Source organism: Streptomyces millisiae, from assembly GCF_031845425.1.
GTDB classification, from domain to species: domain Bacteria; phylum Actinomycetota; class Actinomycetes; order Streptomycetales; family Streptomycetaceae; genus Streptomyces; species Streptomyces millisiae.
This window is the reverse complement of the sequence record NZ_JAVREM010000034.1, coordinates 25,332-40,652: the sequence shown is the minus strand read 5'-3', so window position 1 is coordinate 40,652 and position 15,321 is coordinate 25,332. Positions and strand designations below refer to the sequence as shown.

Below are 15,321 nucleotides of genomic sequence, written 5' to 3'. Positions count from 1 at the left end.
CGCGCGGCTCAGCCGCCGGCTCAGCCGGCTGACCGACCACCGCCGGCCCGTCGTGGCACCCCGCCACGGGGGCCGGCGGCCGGCGGTCAACCAATCGACACCGCCGGGTTCGTCGTGGCACCACCACGACGGGCCCGGCGAACCACGCGGCCCACGGCCGGCCGTCGGGCCCAACCGCCGGCAGGCAACTGGCCGGCCGCCAACGGTGCGGCCCCGGCCGGCCGCCGCCAGGCAACCGCCGCCGGCAGGCACCCCGCACACGGCCCGGCCGCCGGCAGGCAACCCGCACACGGCTGAGCCGCCGCCACGCAGCCCGACCCTAGCCGAAGCGGCCCGAGATGTAGTCCTCGGTCGCCGGCACGGAGGGGTTGGAGAATATCTTCGCCGTCGAGTCCACCTCGACGAGCCGCCCGGGCTCCCCCACCGCCGCCAGGTTGAAGAACGCGGTCCGGTCCGAGACCCGCGCCGCCTGCTGCATGTTGTGGGTGACGATGACGATCGTGTACTCGGTCTTGAGCTTGTCGATCAGGTCCTCGATCGCCAGCGTGGAGACGGGGTCGAGCGCCGAGCACGGTTCGTCCATCAGCAGCACGTCGGGCGCCACCGCCGTGGCCCTGGCGATGCAGAGCCGCTGCTGTTGCCCGCCGGAGAGGCTGGAGCCGGGCCGCTGGAGCCGGTCCTTGACCTCGTTCCACAGGTTGGCGCCGCGCAGCTCGCGCTCCACCACGTCGTCGAGTTCCGACTTCCGCATCCGCCGGCCGGCGTTGAGCCGGAGACCGGCCGCCACGTTGTCGTAGATCGACATCGTGGGGAACGGGTTGGGCCGCTGGAAGACCATGCCGACCGTGCGGCGCACGGCCACCGGGTCGACGCCCGGACCGTACAGGTCCTCGTTGTCCAGCAGCACCTTCCCCTCCACCCGGCCGCCCGGCGTCACCTCGTGCATCCGGTTGAGGGTGCGCAGGAACGTCGACTTGCCGCAGCCCGAGGGGCCGATGAAGGCCGTGACGGCCTGGGGTTCGACGTGCAGCGAGATGCCCTCGATCGCCTTGTGGGCGCCGTAGTACGCGGTCAGCCCGCTGACGTCGATGCGCTTGGCCATGTGCGGCACGACTCCCTTCCGTCCTCCGTCACCGATCGGTCTTCGGCGCCTTCCACCGTGCCACCGCGCGGGCCGCCAGGTTGAGGACCATGACGAACGCGATCAGCACCAGCGCCGCCGCCCACGCCCGGTCGTAGGACGACTCGGTGCCGGCGCCCCACTGCTCGTAGACGTAGAGCGGCAGCGAGGACTGGGCGCCGTCGAACGGGTTCGCGTTGATCATCGCGTTGCCGAAGACCAGCAGGATGACGGGCGCCGTCTCGCCGGCGATCCTGGCCAGCGCCAGCATCACGCCGGTGGTGATCCCGCCCAGCGCGGTCGGCAGCACCACCTTCACGATAGTGCGCCACTTCGGCACTCCGAGGGCGAGCGACGCCTCGCGCAGCTCGTCGGGGACCAGCTTCAGCATCTCCTCGGTGGACCGCACCACGATCGGCAGCATCAGCACGGCCAGCGCCAGGGCGCCCGCGAAGCCCGAGTAGCCGAAGCCCAGCGTCATGATCCACAGGCTGAGGACGAAGAGGCCGGCCACGATCGACGGGATGCCGGTCATCACGTCCACGAAGAAGGTGATCGCCCGCGCCAGCCGGCCGCGCCCGTACTCGACCAGGTAGACCGCGGTCATCAGCCCTATCGGGATGGCGAGCAGCGACGCCAGCAGCACCTGCTGGACCGTGCCGAGCAGCGCGTGGTAGACGCCGCCGCCGGACTGCCAGCTGAGCACCCCGTTCATCGAGTGGGTGAGGAAGTACCAGCTGACGCCGGGCACGCCGCGCGAGACGGTCTCCCAGACCAGCGCCGCCAGCGGCAGCACCGCGACCGCGAAGCAGGCCCACACCAGCAGCGCCGCGAGACGGTCGACGGCCCGGCGCCGGCCCTCTATCCGCAGGGTCAGCCAGAACGTGGCCGTGACGAACACCACACCCGCGATGAGGCCCCACTGCACCCGGCTGGTGAGCCCGGCCACCAGGCCGATCCCGACGCCGAAGGACAGCGCGCCGACCAGCAGCGCGCCCAGCGCCCACCCCGGCAGCCTGGCCGGCCGCAGCACCGCCCTGGCCACCGGCCGCGGCGCGGCCGCCGTCTCCACGAGGCGCTCGCTCACACCACCCTCCCCGCGTACTCCCGGCGCCTGGCGATGATCAGCCGGGCCGCGCCGTTGACCAGCAGCGTGAGCAGGAAGAGCACGAGCCCCGAGGCGATCAGCGCGTCCCGGCCCATCGAGGTGGCCTCCTTGAACTGGCTGGCGATGTTCTGCGCGAAGGTGCCGCCGCCGGACTCCAGCAGGCTGGCGTTGATCAGGAAGCTCGGCGACAGGACCGTCGCCACCGCCATCGTCTCACCGAGGGCCCGCCCGAGGCCCAGCATCGTGGCGCTGACCACGCCGGAGCGGCCGAACGGCAGCACCGTGGTGGTGATCACCTCCCAGCGGGTGGCGCCGAGCGCCAGTGCCGCCTCCTGGTGGGCGCGTGGGGTCTGCCGGAAGATCTCCCGGGCGACGCTGGTGATGATCGGCAGGATCATGATCGCCAGCAGGATGCCCACGGTCATCAGCGAGCGGGCCGGCGTGCCGTCGTAGGAGAGCACCCTGGTCCAGCCGAAGAGGTGGTCGAGCCACTCGTAGAAGCCGGTCAGCCGTGGCACCAGGTAGAGCGCGCCCCACAGGCCGTAGACGATGCTGGGCACGGCGGCCAGCAGGTCGACCAGGTAGCCGATGGGGGTGGCGAGCCGGCGCGGCGCGTAGTGCGAGATGAACAGCGCGATGCCGACCGCCACCGGCGTGGCGAGCGCCATCGCGATCACCGAGCTGACGACCGTGCCGAACAGCAGCACGGCGATGCCGAAGACCGGCGGGTCGGCGTTGGCGTCCCACTCGAAGGTCGTCAGGAAGTTCCCCTCGTCGCGGCTGATCGCGATGACCGCGCGGGTGGTGAGGAAGACCGCGATCGCGGCCATCACCAGGAGCAGCACGATGCCGGAGCCCCTGGCGAGCCCGCTGAACACGCGGTCGCCGAGCCGGACGACGTCGCCGTTGCCGGGCCGCCTGGCGTCGCTGCCGGTGCCGTTGCCGTTGCCCTTGCCGTAGTCGTTGCCGGTGCCGGTGTTCGCGGTGTCCACTCCCCTCAGTCCTTCCGAGAGCCGTCAGGCCAGGGCGTCGACGCGCTCGCGCACCTGGTCGATGATCCGGTCGGCGATCGGCGCGTAGTCGATCTCGGCGAGCGCCCGCTGGCCCTCGTCACTCGCGGTGAACCGCAGGAACGCCCTGGTCAGCGCGAGGCTCTCCGGCTCGTTCCCACGGTCGCAGACGATCTCGTAGGTGACCAGGACGATCGGGTACGCGTCGTCGGCGGTCGCGGTGTAGTCGAGTTCGAGCGCCAGGTCGCCGCCGCGCCCGACCACCCGGGCCTCGGCGACGGCGCGCTCGGCGTGCTCCACGGTGGCCGCCACCGGCCGCCCGGCGCCGGTGTCGAGCCGGGCGGTGGCGATGTCGTTACGGTGCGCGTAGGACAGCTCGAAGTAGGCGATCGATCCCGGGCTCTGCTGCACCTGCCCGACGAGCCCGGACGAGCCGTCGGCGGCCTGGCCGCCCCGGCCGCGCCACGCCTTGTCCGGCTCGTGCGGCCAGGCGTCGGGCGCGGCGGCGTGCAGGAAGCCGGTGAAGTTCTCCGTGGTGCCCGAGCCGTCCGAGCGGTGGAAGGGGGTGATCGGCCGGTCGGGCAGCTCGGTGTCCGGGTTGAGCCGCTGGATCGCCGGATCGTTCCAGCGGGTGATCCGGGAGTCGAAGACCAGGGCCAGGGTCTCGGCGTCGAGCACCAGGTCGTCGACGCCCGGCAGGTTGTACCCGACGGCGATCGGCCCGGCGACCATCGGCAGGTTGACCGCCCGCCCGCCGTCCCGGCACACGGCGCGCGACTCCTCGATCTCCGCCTCGCTCAGCGGGGTGTCGGAGCCGGCGAAGGCCGTGTTCCCCTGAAGGAACTCCTGGACGCCGGCGCCGGAGCCCGTGGCCTTGTAGTTGACCTGGCTGCCCGCACAATTGGTCTGGTAGGTGTTCACCCAGACCTCCATGGCGTTTGCCTGGGCGGAGGAACCGGAGGCGAGCAGCGTGCCGCCGGGTCCGCAGCGGAGATGGTCGAGCGAGAAGTCGAGGGCGCCGGGGAGGCGGGAGTTGTCATCGGAACCGCAGCCGGTGAGGGCCAGCGCACCGGTCAGCGCGACGGCGCCGAGGCGTAGCTTCACTCTCCTTCAGTCCCTTCCCGTGGCCGCTCGTACCATTCTGCCCGGTCCTCGCCAGGTCCGTCGCCCATTCGTTACGCTATACCCATCAGGGGTATAAGAGCCGGAAGGCAACACTATGACCACCATCGACGCGACGACGGCCGAAACGCGGGAGGCCGAGGCGGCCGAGGCCGGCGCGCCGGACGGCCCGCACGGCTACAGCAAGGACAAGGACAGCCACCTCAAGCGGCTGCGCCGGATCGAGGGCCAGATCCGCGGCCTCCAGCGGATGGTCGACGAGGACGTCTACTGCATCGACATACTCACCCAGGTGTCGGCGTCGACCAAGGCCCTCCAGTCCTTCGCGCTTCAGCTGCTCGAGGAGCACCTGCGGCACTGCGTGGCGCACGCGGCGCAGGAGGGCGGCCCGGAGATCGACGCCAAGGTCCAGGAGGCCACCGCGGCCATCGCCCGCCTGCTGCGGACCTGACCTCGCCCTCCGTGGGCTACTCGACGGTGCCGGTGTAGACCTGCTCCGGCTCCGGCAGCTCCACCCGCACCGGCGCCCCGAAGTCGTGGAGCAGCACCGTCGACGCCACGTCCACCGACTCGCCGCCCCTGGCGAAGCTGAACTGGTGCCGGATCTTCCGCGGCAGCCCCTGGTCGTCGAGATAGGCGTCGAACGGCACCTCGGTGTCCGTGAAGCCGTCCACCGCGGCCGCGAGCTGCTCGCCCGACGCGCCGGGCGCCGCCTCGGCGGCGGCCGCGATGTCCGTCACGCCCCGGTAGTGCCGCAGGGTCTGCCCGTCCACCTCGGTGTACCCGAGGTCGGCCGCGTAGGAGACGCCGCGCAGCAGCTCCGCGGCCGTGAGCGGATCGGTGGCGCCACCCGTCACCACGTTGCCGTCCGGGACGGCGGTGACCTCGATCCGCACCCACTTGTCCGGCGGCACCCCGGCGCCCCGGTTCTTCATGTACAGCTCGCCGGCGACGAACACCTCGGTGACCGGCTCGCCCTCCGGCAGGGTGATCACCAGCTCCCCCTGCCGTTCGGCGTAGTCGAACCCGCCTTCCCCGTGAATCGTGATCCAGGTGCCGCCCGAGGCCATCCGCATGTCCGTGGTGGCCTGCGAACTCCCGCTCTCCGCGAGGCGGTCCGGCACCAGCCGCACCACCTCGGCGGCCTGCCGCCGCGCCGCGCCGTCCGCCGCGGCGCCCGTCCCCGAACACCCGGAGGCCGCGCCGGCGAGCACGGCGGAGATGAGCCCGGCACAGCCGGCGCGCCTGGTGCGCGCCGCGATTCCCGTGGTGGTCTCCCTGGTCTGCCCCATGGTCAGCCGACACCCCCAGCACCTGGTCGCCTCGGAGTCGTATCGCCTAACGAGACCCGGGGACGGCCGTTACGGTGGTGTCGTGCAGACCGAAGGCGAAGTCGAGGAACCCTCGGCGGAACGCGCGGCGCTGGTGGTGCACCAGGTCACGCTCTCCGAGCGCGGCCCGTTCGTGGCACCGCGCTGCAGCTGCGGCTGGTACGGCCCCGCCCGCCGCTCCCGGCCACTGGCCAGGGACGAGGCCGCGGCGCACGAGACGACGCCGCCCGACGGCTAGCCGAAGGGCGACTCAGGCCGCGAGCCCGGAGCCCGACGGCGCCGGATGCGGCTCGGGCCGGCCGGTGCCCCCGACCCCGCCGGTGCCGGCGGCGGGCGCCGCCGGCTGACCCGCCACGCTCGCCACCGCCGGCGCGGGCGCGACGGCCAGCCAGCCGAGGCCGCGGGTGTTCGACAGCAGCCGCACCAGCGGCGTCAGCGCCGCCATCGCCAGCGGCGCGAGCAGCAGCGCGACCGCCATGCCGAGGGCGAAGCCGCCGACGACGTCGGTCGGGTAGTGGACGGCGACGAAGACCCGGGCGAAGCCCTGGGTGAGCGCCAGCGCGAAGGCGATCAGGCCGAGGACCCGGTGCACGAGGAAGAGCGCGACGGCGATGGCCATGGCCGCGCTGGCGTGGTCGCTGACGAAGGACCAGCCGTGCTTGCCCTCCACCAGCACGTCGAGGTCGGGGTGGTCGACGAAGGGTCTGGGACGGGCCACGAACTCGCTGATCGGGATGTTGACGAGCCGCGCCACCGCGGCCGCGCCACCGGCCCACAGCACGCCCGCCACGGCGGCCGGCGCGTCGGGCCGCCGCCGCACCAGCAGCCAGCCGATCCCCACGAGCACCACCAGGCCCACCGGGATGCCGTACTCGCCGACGAACGAGACGAGGCTCCGCACCCACTCCGGCAACCGGCCGGCGAGCCCGTTGATCTCGTAGAGGATGTCCAACTCGACATCGGGGTTATCGAGTCCAACCATGTGCCGTTGCGGCCCCTTCGTGCTGTGGGGGGACCCTGTCAAGGCTGACAGGGCTGAGGAGCCCCTGTTCCGGTACAGGTAACGCCAACTACATCCCCCAGAGTGCCGGTGTCCATCGAAAGATCACCACAGCGTTATCGAACAGCAACGGATTGCCCAGTTCGGCCCGGGGCGTCGCCCGGCGCGACGGTGGCGTCACCCTGCCGTGGGGCGGGTCGCCCCAAAATAATCCTGGGAATCAATCGGGTCAAAACGGATCGTGGCGCCGGTGTAGGGGGCGTTGATCATGTACCCGCCGCCGACATAGATGCCGACATGGTGGATGCTCCGCGGATCCTGAAGATCATACGCGAAGAACACCAGGTCCCCCGGCAGCAGTTCGGACCGGTCCGGGTGCGGCCCGGCGTTCCACTGGTCGTTGGCGACGCGCGGCAGCTCTATCCCGACGGACTCGTACGCCGCCTTCGTCAACCCCGAGCAGTCGAACCGCCCGTCGTGCTCCGGCGTCCCGTCGCCGCCCCACAGGTACGGCGTCCCGAGGTGCTCCTGCGCGAAGTTCACCGCCCCCGCGGCCTGCTCCAGCGGCGGCAGCCCGCCCCCACCACCGGCCTCCTCGACGGGCGCGGCGAAACTGGCCTCGGCGTCGCGGATGATGCGGACGTAGTTCTGCGTCTCCGTGTACGGCGGTACCCCGTTGTACTGGATCACCGCGTAAGGTCCCGCGTTGTACGCCGCCAGCATGTTGTCCACCGGATCGCCGGGCACGTCCTCCACGTAGCTCGCCAGGGAGCAGTCGTAGCTGGCGGCGGACGGGATCGCGTCCTCCGGGTCCCAGACGTCGGCGACGCCGTCGTCGTTGGCGTCGAGGCCGTGCGTCGCCCAGGTGCTGGGGATGAACTGCGCTATGCCCTGGGCGTTGGCCGGGCTGGTGCGGTCCGTGCGGAAGCCGCTCTCCTGGTTGAGCTGTGCGGCGAGCAGCGCCGGGGAGAGCGTCGGGCAGAGGTTGCCCCACTCCTGCACCAGCGGCGCGTACTCGGCCGGCACCGCGTTGCGGGCCAGCTGGCCGCCCCCTCGCCCCCCACCGGCCCCCCCGAGCAGTCCGGCGGCGGCGCCGTACACGCCCACGACGAGCAGCGCCATGAACAACGCCAACGCCCCGACACCGGCGCCGGCCCACAGCACGATCCTCCGCATACCCCAACTCTCCCCGTTTTCACGGCTGCTGACGAGCCTATGGGGTGCTGAACCCGTCACACGCGACGCTCGCGGCGTCCTCGTCCGAGGTGACGTGGAGCCAGACCACGGTCCAGTCCCCGGACACGTCGCCGAGCGGCGGGGCGCCGGGGAAGTCGTCGGGGTACGTGACGTACCGCCATTCCTCCGCGCCGCCCTCGAACAGGTCGAAGACCTCGGAGACATGAAAGGTGCCGATGCCCGCGTTGCCCTCCTCCGGCGCCGGTGGCCGCACCGCCGCCGCCACGGGATAGGGGGCCGACACCTCGCCGAGGTCCAGCTTCAGCCGCCAGCCGATCTCGGCCTCGCCGGGCACCGTCTCGGTGTCGACGCTCCACTGCCACTGCTCCACCCGCTCCTCCGGAGGTTGCCGGCAGGAATCGATGGCGGGATCCCAACGGTCCGTGGTGTGGAACTCGGGACCGAAGTCCAGCGGATCGCCCGTGGCCGCCGCGTCGTCGTCGGCGCCCTCGCCGCCCTGGACGCCGGAGGCGGTGGTCTCCTGGCCGTCGCCGGCCTCGGTGGGGCCGGCGGTGGTGTCGTCCCGAGCGGCTTCGCCGTCGTCGCGGGTGCCGAGCCAGACGGTGGTGGCCGCGATGACGGCCGTCACCGCCAGGGCGGCCGTCGCGATCCGGGCGCGGCGGCCACGGGGTGGTCTGGCTGGGGCCAGGCCGGCCGCCGTGGCCGTCGGCAGGTCGTACGGCGCCGGCTCGGCCAGCGCCTGGAGCGCCTGGTACGCCGGCAGGTCCGGCAGCGCCCGACTGACCGCGCAGCGGCGGACGACGTCCGCCGGCGTCGGGCGGTCGGCCGGCGCGCGGGCCACGCAGGCGCGGATCAGCGCGGCGAGCCCGGGATGGACGCCGGCCACGTCGACCTCGCCGTGCACCACCCGGTAGCTGACGGCCGGCCACTCCCCGCCGCCGTACGGCGGCCGGCCGGTGGCCGCGGCGGCCAGCGTCGCGCCCAGCGCGAAGACGTCGGCCGCCGGCCCGGCCTCGGCGCCGAGGAGCACCTCGGGGGCCGTGTACCCGGGGGTGCCGGGCGCCTGTCCGGTCCTGGTGAGCTGGGTCTGGTCGGCCGCCCGCGCGATCCCGAAGTCGATCAGGCGCGGTCCGTTCGGCGCGAGGATGACGTTGTGCGGCTTGAGGTCGCGGTGCACCACGCCCTGCGCGTGCACGGCCGCGAGGCCCTCGGCGAGCGCGGCGAGCAGCCCCGTGCACAGCTCGGGCGGCAACGGCCCGTCGCGCAGCGCCCGCAGCAGCGTCGGCCCCGGCACGTACTCGGTGGCCAGCCAGTACGGCGGCGCGTCGAGCGAGGCGCCGATCAGGTTGGCGGTGAACGGGCTGCGCACCGCCCGCACCGTGGCCACCTCGCGCCGGAACCGGGCCAACGCGCCCGGCTCGTCGGCGATGTCCTCCCTGATCACCTTGACCGCCGCCCGCGTGCCGCCGGGCGACCGGCCCAGGTAGACCCGTCCCATCCCGCCGGCCCCGAGGCGGGCCAGCAGCGTGAACTCCCCTATGGCGGCCGGATCCTGGGCCCGCAGTGCTTCCACGAGGGGCCACTCTGCCGCATCGGGCCGCTCAGGCCGAGGGCGCCGCCTCGACCTCGTCGTCGGCCGGCTCGTCCTCGGCGCGCAGCGCGGCCGTCCACAGCGGCAGCAGCCAGTGCGTCAGGCCGAGGCCGAACAGGGCGAGCACCGCGGCCGCGGCCGGCACGCCGCCGTCCGAGAGCAGGTGGGCCAGGCCGAGGCCGCCGATCGCGGCCAGCGTCAGCGACAGCTGCACCCGGTGCGCGACGGTGAAGACCTCGCCGCGCTCGGCCAGTTGCCGCTCGTCGAGGGCCCGGGCGCGGAGTTCGAGCAGGCCGCGGGTGGTGGAGTTGAGCACACCGGTGCACACGCACCACAGCAGCACGAGCGGGATGACGAGGCCGAGCAGCAGCCCGCCGTTGTCGCCGGCGAGCGGAAACGCCAGCGGCGTGGCGGCCGTCAGCACGACGTGCGCCGCCGTCCACGCGCGCCGCTGCCCGCGGCTGGCGTGCCAGTTCCTGGCCTCCTCCCGGTTCATGACGCGCAGCATGGTCTGGTCGTACCTGGTCGTCGTCTTGGCGCTCACGAGCTTCCCCCTTGCCTCTCTGCCGGTTTCGTGCCTCCGCCGCCGTAGACCGCGTCGGTGAGCGGCTGGAACGGCTCGAGCGAGAACAGCGCCTCCACCGGAAGGGAGAAGCACGCCGCGATCCGCAGGGCCAGGTCGAGGCTGGGGTTGTACTGCCCGCGCTCGATGTGCCCGATCGTCTGGTAGTGCGCGCCGACGGCGTCCGCCAACGCCCGCCGCGTGACGCTCCGTTCGGCGCGCACCACCGAGAGTCTGTTGTGGACCTTATCGCTCATGTATAAGAAGTACTACATTCAGCAGCGCTTCGACAACCCTCAGACGGTGATCCCGTAGCCGAGCTCCTCGGCCGCGACCGACCAGAAGGCGTTCTCGTCGTCCGTCGCCACCTCGTCCAGCGCCGCCAGGCGGGCGAGCAGCGCGTCCGTCAGCTCGTCACCCGCGTCCTCGTCCTCGTCGTCGAGGTGCGCAGCGTCGAGGGCCGCCTCGGCGTAGGCGCGCGAGCAGGCGACGAGCGCGCGGAGGCTGGAGTTGACCAGTTCGACCTCGTCCCCGTCGGCGAGCAGCCACACCTGGCCGGTGGCCCGGTCGACGGCCAGGGCCGAGAGGCCGGGGTCGTCGGCGACCACGGCGTACGTCCGCCCCCCGACCGCACGCTCGACGAACGGCGCGGTCAGCCAGCTGCCCGGATAGGGGACTCGTTCACGCCCGACGAGGGCCTCGGTGATGCGGGTGTCATCCATCATGCGCGGGAGCGTAAGCCCGGGAGACGATCCGAGTACCCGCCCTGAGTACGTTCACCGATGTCAGCGGCGGGCCGTGCCGACTAGCTTCGGCTCCATGTCTGCTCCCGGGTACGAGTCCACCGGCGAGAAGGTGGTGCGCGCGGCACTCGCGCTGGTGTTGATCGCGTTCGCCGGCTTCACGTTCCTCCTCGGCCCGATCGGCGTCATGGCCAGCGACGGTTGCTTCGACGGCGACCCGCGCTTCATCTGCACGGTCGGCGGTCAGCGGACCGTGGCGTTCACCCCGTTGATCACCGCTCCCGTGGCGCTGGTCGTCGGCCTGGCAGGGCTCGGCATGAGCGGCCGGAAGCAGCACGACTGGGGCCTCGCGCTCTGGGCCGCCGCGATGGCGGCGCTCGTGGTGGTCTGGCTCGTGGTCACCACGATCACGTCATGAGGAGGTGCTTGGTTCATCCAAGCTCCGCCCAGAGGGCCTTGCCGCTGCCGGGCATCGGATACTGCCCCCAGTCGACGGCCACCGCCGCCACGATCAGCAGGCCGCGCCCCGACGGCGCGTCGTCCGCCGGCCGGCTCGGGCGCAGGGGCGCCAGCGCCGGCCCGTCGTCCCACACGGTGAGGCGCAGCCGCGCTCGGACGGCGAACCACGCGACACGGAACGCGAGCGGCCCCCGGCCGTGTTGGACGGCGTTGGTGACCAGCTCGCTCACGACCAGCTCCGCGGGCTCGGCCAACCCCGGCAGGCCGTAGGCCCGCACGGCACTGACGACCGACGCCCGACAGAGCCGGGGCGCGCGGCTGTCGGGGTGGAGGTGGAGGCTGATCTCCCAGTCGTGGAGGCAGTCGTTCTGGACGAGCACGCGAACCCCTTTGACACGAAGGGTGGTTGACTGGGCACCAACCGTAGGCTCTTGGGGGACTATCGACTACCGCTCCTCGGGGCTAACGACCTTCACCACTGAGGGGAGATCGACCGTGCCGCCACGCAGCGCACCGACAGCTCGGCAACGTCGCCTTGGCGCTGAGCTGCGAAAACTACGGGACTCGGTCGGGCTGTCCAGCACCGAGGCAGCGCTTCGGCTGAAGATCACGCAGTCCCGACTCAGCGCCATTGAGGGCGGTCGCTATGGAGTGAGCGCGGAGCGCGTACGAGCGTTCGCGCGCCTCTACGACTGCCGTGACGCGGCTCTGGTCGACGCGCTGGCCGGCATGACGGCCCCTCGACGCCGCAACTGGTGGGAGGAATATCGGGAGCTTCTGCCCGCCGGCCTCTTGGACCTGGCGGAATTGGAGCACCACGCCCGTACGATTCGCACCGCACAGGTGACTCATCTGCCCGGGCTGCTCCAGACCGTGGACTACGCGCGCACGATCTTCCGACAGACCATCCCGGAGCTCCCACCTCCCATGGTGGAGTACCGAACCTCGCATCGGATCAAGCGGCAGCAGGTCTTCTGGGCGCATCCACCCAAGCCGTACAGCGCGACCATCCACGAGGCGGCCCTGCGGATGCGGTTCGGCGGGCGACAGATCACGCGAGAACAGTTGGCCCATATCGTGACGATGAGTGAACGGGACCACGTCACGGTCCGAGTGATTCCCTTCGAGGCGGGCAGCTTTCCGGGCGCCGGGCAGACGGTGCTCTACGCCGAGGGCACGGTTCCTCAGCTGGACACGGTTCAGTTGGACACCGAGCATGGATCGGAACAGCTGCATTCGAATGCGCAACTGGACAAGTACCGAACGTTCCTGGACCGCTTCGAGGCCATAGCGCTCACACCAAGCGCTTCCAGGGGCTTCATCAACCAGATCCTCAAAGCGCTGTAAGGAGTGGGCGTGGTTCGGAACCAGCAACCTGCCTGGCGTAAGTCGTCGTACAGCAGCGAGGGCAACAACTGCGTGGAGCTGGCAACGGTTCCCCCGGACGAGGCACTCCTCCTCCGCGAGTCCGACGAGCCGGGCACCGTCCTCCGTACCAACCCCGCGCGGCTGCGCGCGCTGCTCGGCCTCGTCCGGCAGGACAACCCGCACTGACGGCCCGTCGTTCCTCGCCTGGCCTGAATCCGCCCCGTCTCGGCTGCCCTTCTGTCACCCACGCGTGGCACAATCCGAGAAGGAGTGGTTTGAACGGCAGTTGGGCGGTGAGGTCGGATGCTCCTGGCAGCGGAACAAGATGACATCAACGAGATCATCGGCGGCATCGCCCCGAACTGGGGCCCGTTCGCGCAGGTCGGTGACCAGGCGCGGACGATGATTCAGGTGATCATGGCGCTGGCCATCCTGATCTGCATGGCGATCGCCATCTGGGGCGCGGCCAAGCAGCGGATCGGGTCGACGGCGCTGCGGGACAGCTTCAGCGCCGAGCAGGGCAAGGGGCTGATCGTCGCCGGGCTCACCGGGATCTTCATCATCGGTTCCCTCGGCACGCTGTTCACCATCATCTACGGGATGGCCATCTAGCGGATGCGCGGTCGCACGCGGGCTCGGGGGGTGGCGGCGGCGCTGGCCGTCGCGGCGCTGTGCGGGGGGTGCGCGTTCGGGCCCGCCGCCAACCGGGCCGAGCAGGTGGGGAGTTCCCGGGACCTCCCGGAGGAGTCACAGCCGCCGGACGGCGAGCTGCCGAGCCCCGGTGAGGAGCCGAGCACCGAGCCGCCCGTCGTGGTGGAGCCGGCGCCGGCCACCGGCACGGCGGAGATCGCCGGCACCGTGGCCGAGGGCCTGCCGGACGCCTGTTGCGCCGTCACCCTGCCGGACGGCGGGCTGCTGGTCGGCGAGGCGGAGAGCGGCACCATCCACCGGGTCGCGCCGGACGGCACGATCACGGAGGCCGGCGCGGCGCCCGGGGTGAGCGGCCTGCTCGGCATCGCCGTCGAGCCGGGCTTCACCGGCGAGGACGGCTGGGTCTACCTCGCGTACACCACCGAATCCGGCACCACCCGGGTGGCGCGCTACCCCTACGACGGCGACCGACTGGGCAGCGCCTCGCACCGGTTGCTGGAGGACATCCCGGGCGGCGGGGTGCTGGCCTTCGGCCCCGACGGGATGCTGTACGTCGGCACCTCGGACGACGGACAGCCGGCGCTGGCCAGCGATCCCGAGTCGCTGGGCGGCAAGATCCTCCGCGTCGAGCCGGACGGCGGCGTGCCGGTCGACAACCCCCGTCAGGGTTCCCCGGTCTACGCGTCCGGGCACGCCGACGTCGCCGGCCTGGCGTGGGACGCGGCCGGCCGGCTGTGGTCACTGGACGCGACGGCGGACGCCGGCGTCGAGCTGAACTCGATAGCGCCGGGCGGAGGTTACGAGGAGCGGGGCGGGCTCGCCCCCGTCCACGCCTGGCCGGCGGGCGAGGCGGCGCCGCGCGGGCTCGCGTTCAGCGACGGCTCGCTCTGGGCGCCGGACACCGCGCGGCCGCGCCTGTGGCGGATCCCGCTCAACGGCACGGAGCTGACGGCCGATCCGGCCCCGCTGCTCGCCGACGGTGAGCTGAGCGGCCCCCGGGCCGTCGTCCCCGCCGTGGGCGGGCCAGGGCTCGGCGTGCTGGACGGGGCGGGCGGAGCAGGCGGAGCGAGCGTGCTGCGGATCGACATAACCTGAGCCGGGACGACCCCGGAAGGAGCGGACGCGTGTCGAGGATCACCCTGGAAGAGGCCGAGAAGCTGGACTGGATCCAGGCCCCGGTGGAGGACGGCAGCGACGAGCACTGCTTCGAGGTGGCGGCCGGCGAAGGTGACCTGATCCACATCCGTCAGACCGACGATCCGGCCAAGATCGTCACCACGACGCGCGCCAAGTGGGAGGCGTTCGTCCTGGGCGTCCAGAACAACGAGTTCGACCACTTCGTCGAGGACGTACCACCGCCGGGCGCACAGCCGGCGGAGTGACTATCAGATCCATGTGTCGTTGACACGGCAGCGCCCTGTCGGAATCGACCATAGGAGCATGCCGATGCCAGCAACTATGTTGGAGGTTCCAGTGAGCGGCGTCACCGAAGAACGCGACCCCGGCCTGGAGCTGTACGAGCGCATGGAACCGATCGATGGCTTCACCATGGAATACCTTGGTGGAGCGCTGGTCATGATGGCCACACCCAACACCATCCACAACCGGATCGTGGACCTGATCCGAGAGTCCCTGCCACGATCGGAATTCCAGCCGTGGAATGACCAGGCTGTCGCCATCGCCGGCTCGAACGACCGTCCCGATCCGGACCTCACCGTCACCCACGCCGACCACGCCGACGACTACTTCAAGGCCATCCCCTCCGAGCTGGTGCTCTTCGTGCTGGAGGTCGTCTCCACCACAAGAGGAGCCAGGATCCGCGACTACCAGGAGAAGCCCCCGATCTACGCCCAGGGCGGCATCCCGGTCTACCTGTTGGTCGACCCCAACGACGGCACCTGGCTGCTGCACACCGAGCCGTCACCGGAGAAAGGCGAGTACCGCACGCTCCGCAAGGGTGACTTCGGGGATCCCGTGGAGCTGCCTGCCCCGCTGGACGGGATCGTCGTCCCCACCGACCGGTTCCGCCGGTATCCGTCGGATCTCTGAGCCCGCCCGC

The 15,321-nt window shown here is 71.8% G+C and carries 21 protein-coding genes; 9 read left to right on the top strand and 12 right to left on the bottom strand.

The window, feature by feature from the left end:
• Positions 1 to 319: 319 nt before the first annotated feature.
• The 4 genes from pstB to pstS all read right to left on the bottom strand — a co-directional run bounded on the left by pstB (position 320) and on the right by pstS (position 4,342).
• Complete coding sequence (gene pstB, locus RNC47_RS22550; protein ID WP_311601322.1) at positions 320 to 1,102, bottom strand: phosphate ABC transporter ATP-binding protein PstB; 783 nt, start codon at positions 1,100 to 1,102, stop codon at positions 320 to 322.
• Positions 1,103 to 1,130: 28 nt separating this feature from the next.
• Positions 1,131 to 2,207 (bottom strand): phosphate ABC transporter permease PstA, encoded by a 1,077-nt coding sequence (gene pstA / locus RNC47_RS22545; RefSeq protein WP_311601320.1) that lies wholly within the window; start codon positions 2,205 to 2,207, stop codon positions 1,131 to 1,133.
• Complete coding sequence (gene pstC / locus RNC47_RS22540) at positions 2,204 to 3,106, bottom strand: phosphate ABC transporter permease subunit PstC (protein ID WP_311601349.1); 903 nt, start codon at positions 3,104 to 3,106, stop codon at positions 2,204 to 2,206. Before pstC ends, pstA begins: the two co-directional genes overlap by 4 nt.
• 138 nt (positions 3,107 to 3,244) lie before the next feature.
• A complete protein-coding gene (gene pstS / locus RNC47_RS22535) occupies positions 3,245 to 4,342 on the bottom strand; it encodes a phosphate ABC transporter substrate-binding protein PstS (RefSeq protein ID WP_311601319.1) in 1,098 nt (365 codons plus the stop codon).
• A 115-nt stretch (positions 4,343 to 4,457) separates the two neighbouring features.
• Between pstS and RNC47_RS22530 the strand changes: the two genes are divergently transcribed.
• Positions 4,458 to 4,811 (top strand): metal-sensitive transcriptional regulator, encoded by a 354-nt coding sequence (locus RNC47_RS22530; protein ID WP_311601318.1) that lies wholly within the window; start codon positions 4,458 to 4,460, stop codon positions 4,809 to 4,811.
• A gap of 16 nt (positions 4,812 to 4,827) precedes the next feature.
• On the opposite strand, the gene RNC47_RS22525 is transcribed toward RNC47_RS22530, so the two are convergent.
• Positions 4,828 to 5,652: a hypothetical protein gene (locus RNC47_RS22525; RefSeq protein WP_311601317.1), complete on the bottom strand. Its 825-nt coding sequence runs from the start codon at positions 5,650 to 5,652 to the stop codon at positions 4,828 to 4,830.
• Between the two features lie 82 nt (positions 5,653 to 5,734).
• On the opposite strand from RNC47_RS22525, the gene RNC47_RS22520 reads away from it, so the two are divergent.
• A complete protein-coding gene (locus RNC47_RS22520; RefSeq protein WP_311601316.1) occupies positions 5,735 to 5,929 on the top strand; it encodes a hypothetical protein in 195 nt (64 codons plus the stop codon).
• A gap of 12 nt (positions 5,930 to 5,941) precedes the next feature.
• Here RNC47_RS22520 and RNC47_RS22515 read toward each other — a convergent pair whose 3' ends face one another.
• From RNC47_RS22515 to RNC47_RS22490, 6 genes are all read right to left on the bottom strand, one after another.
• A complete protein-coding gene (locus tag RNC47_RS22515; RefSeq protein WP_311601315.1) occupies positions 5,942 to 6,673 on the bottom strand; it encodes a phosphatase PAP2 family protein in 732 nt (243 codons plus the stop codon).
• 195 nt (positions 6,674 to 6,868) lie between these two features.
• On the bottom strand, positions 6,869 to 7,867 hold the full coding sequence (locus tag RNC47_RS22510) for a C40 family peptidase (RefSeq protein WP_311601314.1): 999 nt from the start codon (positions 7,865 to 7,867) through the stop codon (positions 6,869 to 6,871).
• Between the two features lie 37 nt (positions 7,868 to 7,904).
• Entirely contained in the window at positions 7,905 to 9,461 is a 1,557-nt protein-coding gene (locus RNC47_RS22505) for a serine/threonine-protein kinase (protein ID WP_311601312.1), read from the bottom strand.
• 28 nt (positions 9,462 to 9,489) lie between these two features.
• The gene (locus tag RNC47_RS22500) at positions 9,490 to 10,023 is read right to left on the bottom strand and encodes a hypothetical protein (RefSeq protein ID WP_311601311.1); all 534 of its coding nucleotides are present in this window, start codon (positions 10,021 to 10,023) and stop codon (positions 9,490 to 9,492) included.
• The gene (locus RNC47_RS22495; protein ID WP_311601310.1) at positions 10,020 to 10,298 is read right to left on the bottom strand and encodes a helix-turn-helix transcriptional regulator; all 279 of its coding nucleotides are present in this window, start codon (positions 10,296 to 10,298) and stop codon (positions 10,020 to 10,022) included. The genes RNC47_RS22500 and RNC47_RS22495 overlap by 4 nt, the downstream gene beginning before the upstream one ends.
• Before the next feature lie 39 nt (positions 10,299 to 10,337).
• Positions 10,338 to 10,766 carry an SUKH-4 family immunity protein gene (locus RNC47_RS22490; protein ID WP_311601309.1) on the bottom strand — a complete coding sequence of 143 codons (429 nt, stop codon included), beginning with the start codon at positions 10,764 to 10,766 and terminating at the stop codon, positions 10,338 to 10,340.
• A gap of 94 nt (positions 10,767 to 10,860) precedes the next feature.
• Here RNC47_RS22490 and RNC47_RS22485 point away from each other — a divergent pair, with 94 nt between their 5' ends.
• Positions 10,861 to 11,202: a hypothetical protein gene (locus tag RNC47_RS22485; protein WP_311601308.1), complete on the top strand. Its 342-nt coding sequence runs from the start codon at positions 10,861 to 10,863 to the stop codon at positions 11,200 to 11,202.
• Between the two features lie 13 nt (positions 11,203 to 11,215).
• Here the strand turns inward: RNC47_RS22485 and RNC47_RS22480 are convergent, their stop codons facing one another.
• Entirely contained in the window at positions 11,216 to 11,623 is a 408-nt protein-coding gene (locus tag RNC47_RS22480) for an ATP-binding protein (RefSeq protein WP_311601307.1), read from the bottom strand.
• A gap of 115 nt (positions 11,624 to 11,738) precedes the next feature.
• On the opposite strand from RNC47_RS22480, the gene RNC47_RS22475 reads away from it, so the two are divergent.
• From RNC47_RS22475 to RNC47_RS22450, 6 genes are all read left to right on the top strand, one after another.
• Positions 11,739 to 12,590: a helix-turn-helix domain-containing protein gene (locus RNC47_RS22475; protein ID WP_311601306.1), complete on the top strand. Its 852-nt coding sequence runs from the start codon at positions 11,739 to 11,741 to the stop codon at positions 12,588 to 12,590.
• 9 nt (positions 12,591 to 12,599) lie between these two features.
• Entirely contained in the window at positions 12,600 to 12,797 is a 198-nt protein-coding gene (locus RNC47_RS22470) for a DUF397 domain-containing protein (RefSeq protein ID WP_311601305.1), read from the top strand.
• Between the two features lie 117 nt (positions 12,798 to 12,914).
• Entirely contained in the window at positions 12,915 to 13,223 is a 309-nt protein-coding gene (locus RNC47_RS22465; protein ID WP_132931632.1) for a hypothetical protein, read from the top strand.
• 3 nt (positions 13,224 to 13,226) lie between these two features.
• Positions 13,227 to 14,357: a PQQ-dependent sugar dehydrogenase gene (locus RNC47_RS22460; RefSeq protein WP_311601304.1), complete on the top strand. Its 1,131-nt coding sequence runs from the start codon at positions 13,227 to 13,229 to the stop codon at positions 14,355 to 14,357.
• Between the two features lie 29 nt (positions 14,358 to 14,386).
• The gene (locus RNC47_RS22455; RefSeq protein ID WP_394814846.1) at positions 14,387 to 14,644 is read left to right on the top strand and encodes a DUF397 domain-containing protein; all 258 of its coding nucleotides are present in this window, start codon (positions 14,387 to 14,389) and stop codon (positions 14,642 to 14,644) included.
• A 91-nt stretch (positions 14,645 to 14,735) separates the two neighbouring features.
• A complete protein-coding gene (locus RNC47_RS22450) occupies positions 14,736 to 15,311 on the top strand; it encodes a Uma2 family endonuclease (RefSeq protein WP_311601303.1) in 576 nt (191 codons plus the stop codon).
• Positions 15,312 to 15,321 lie beyond the last annotated feature (10 nt).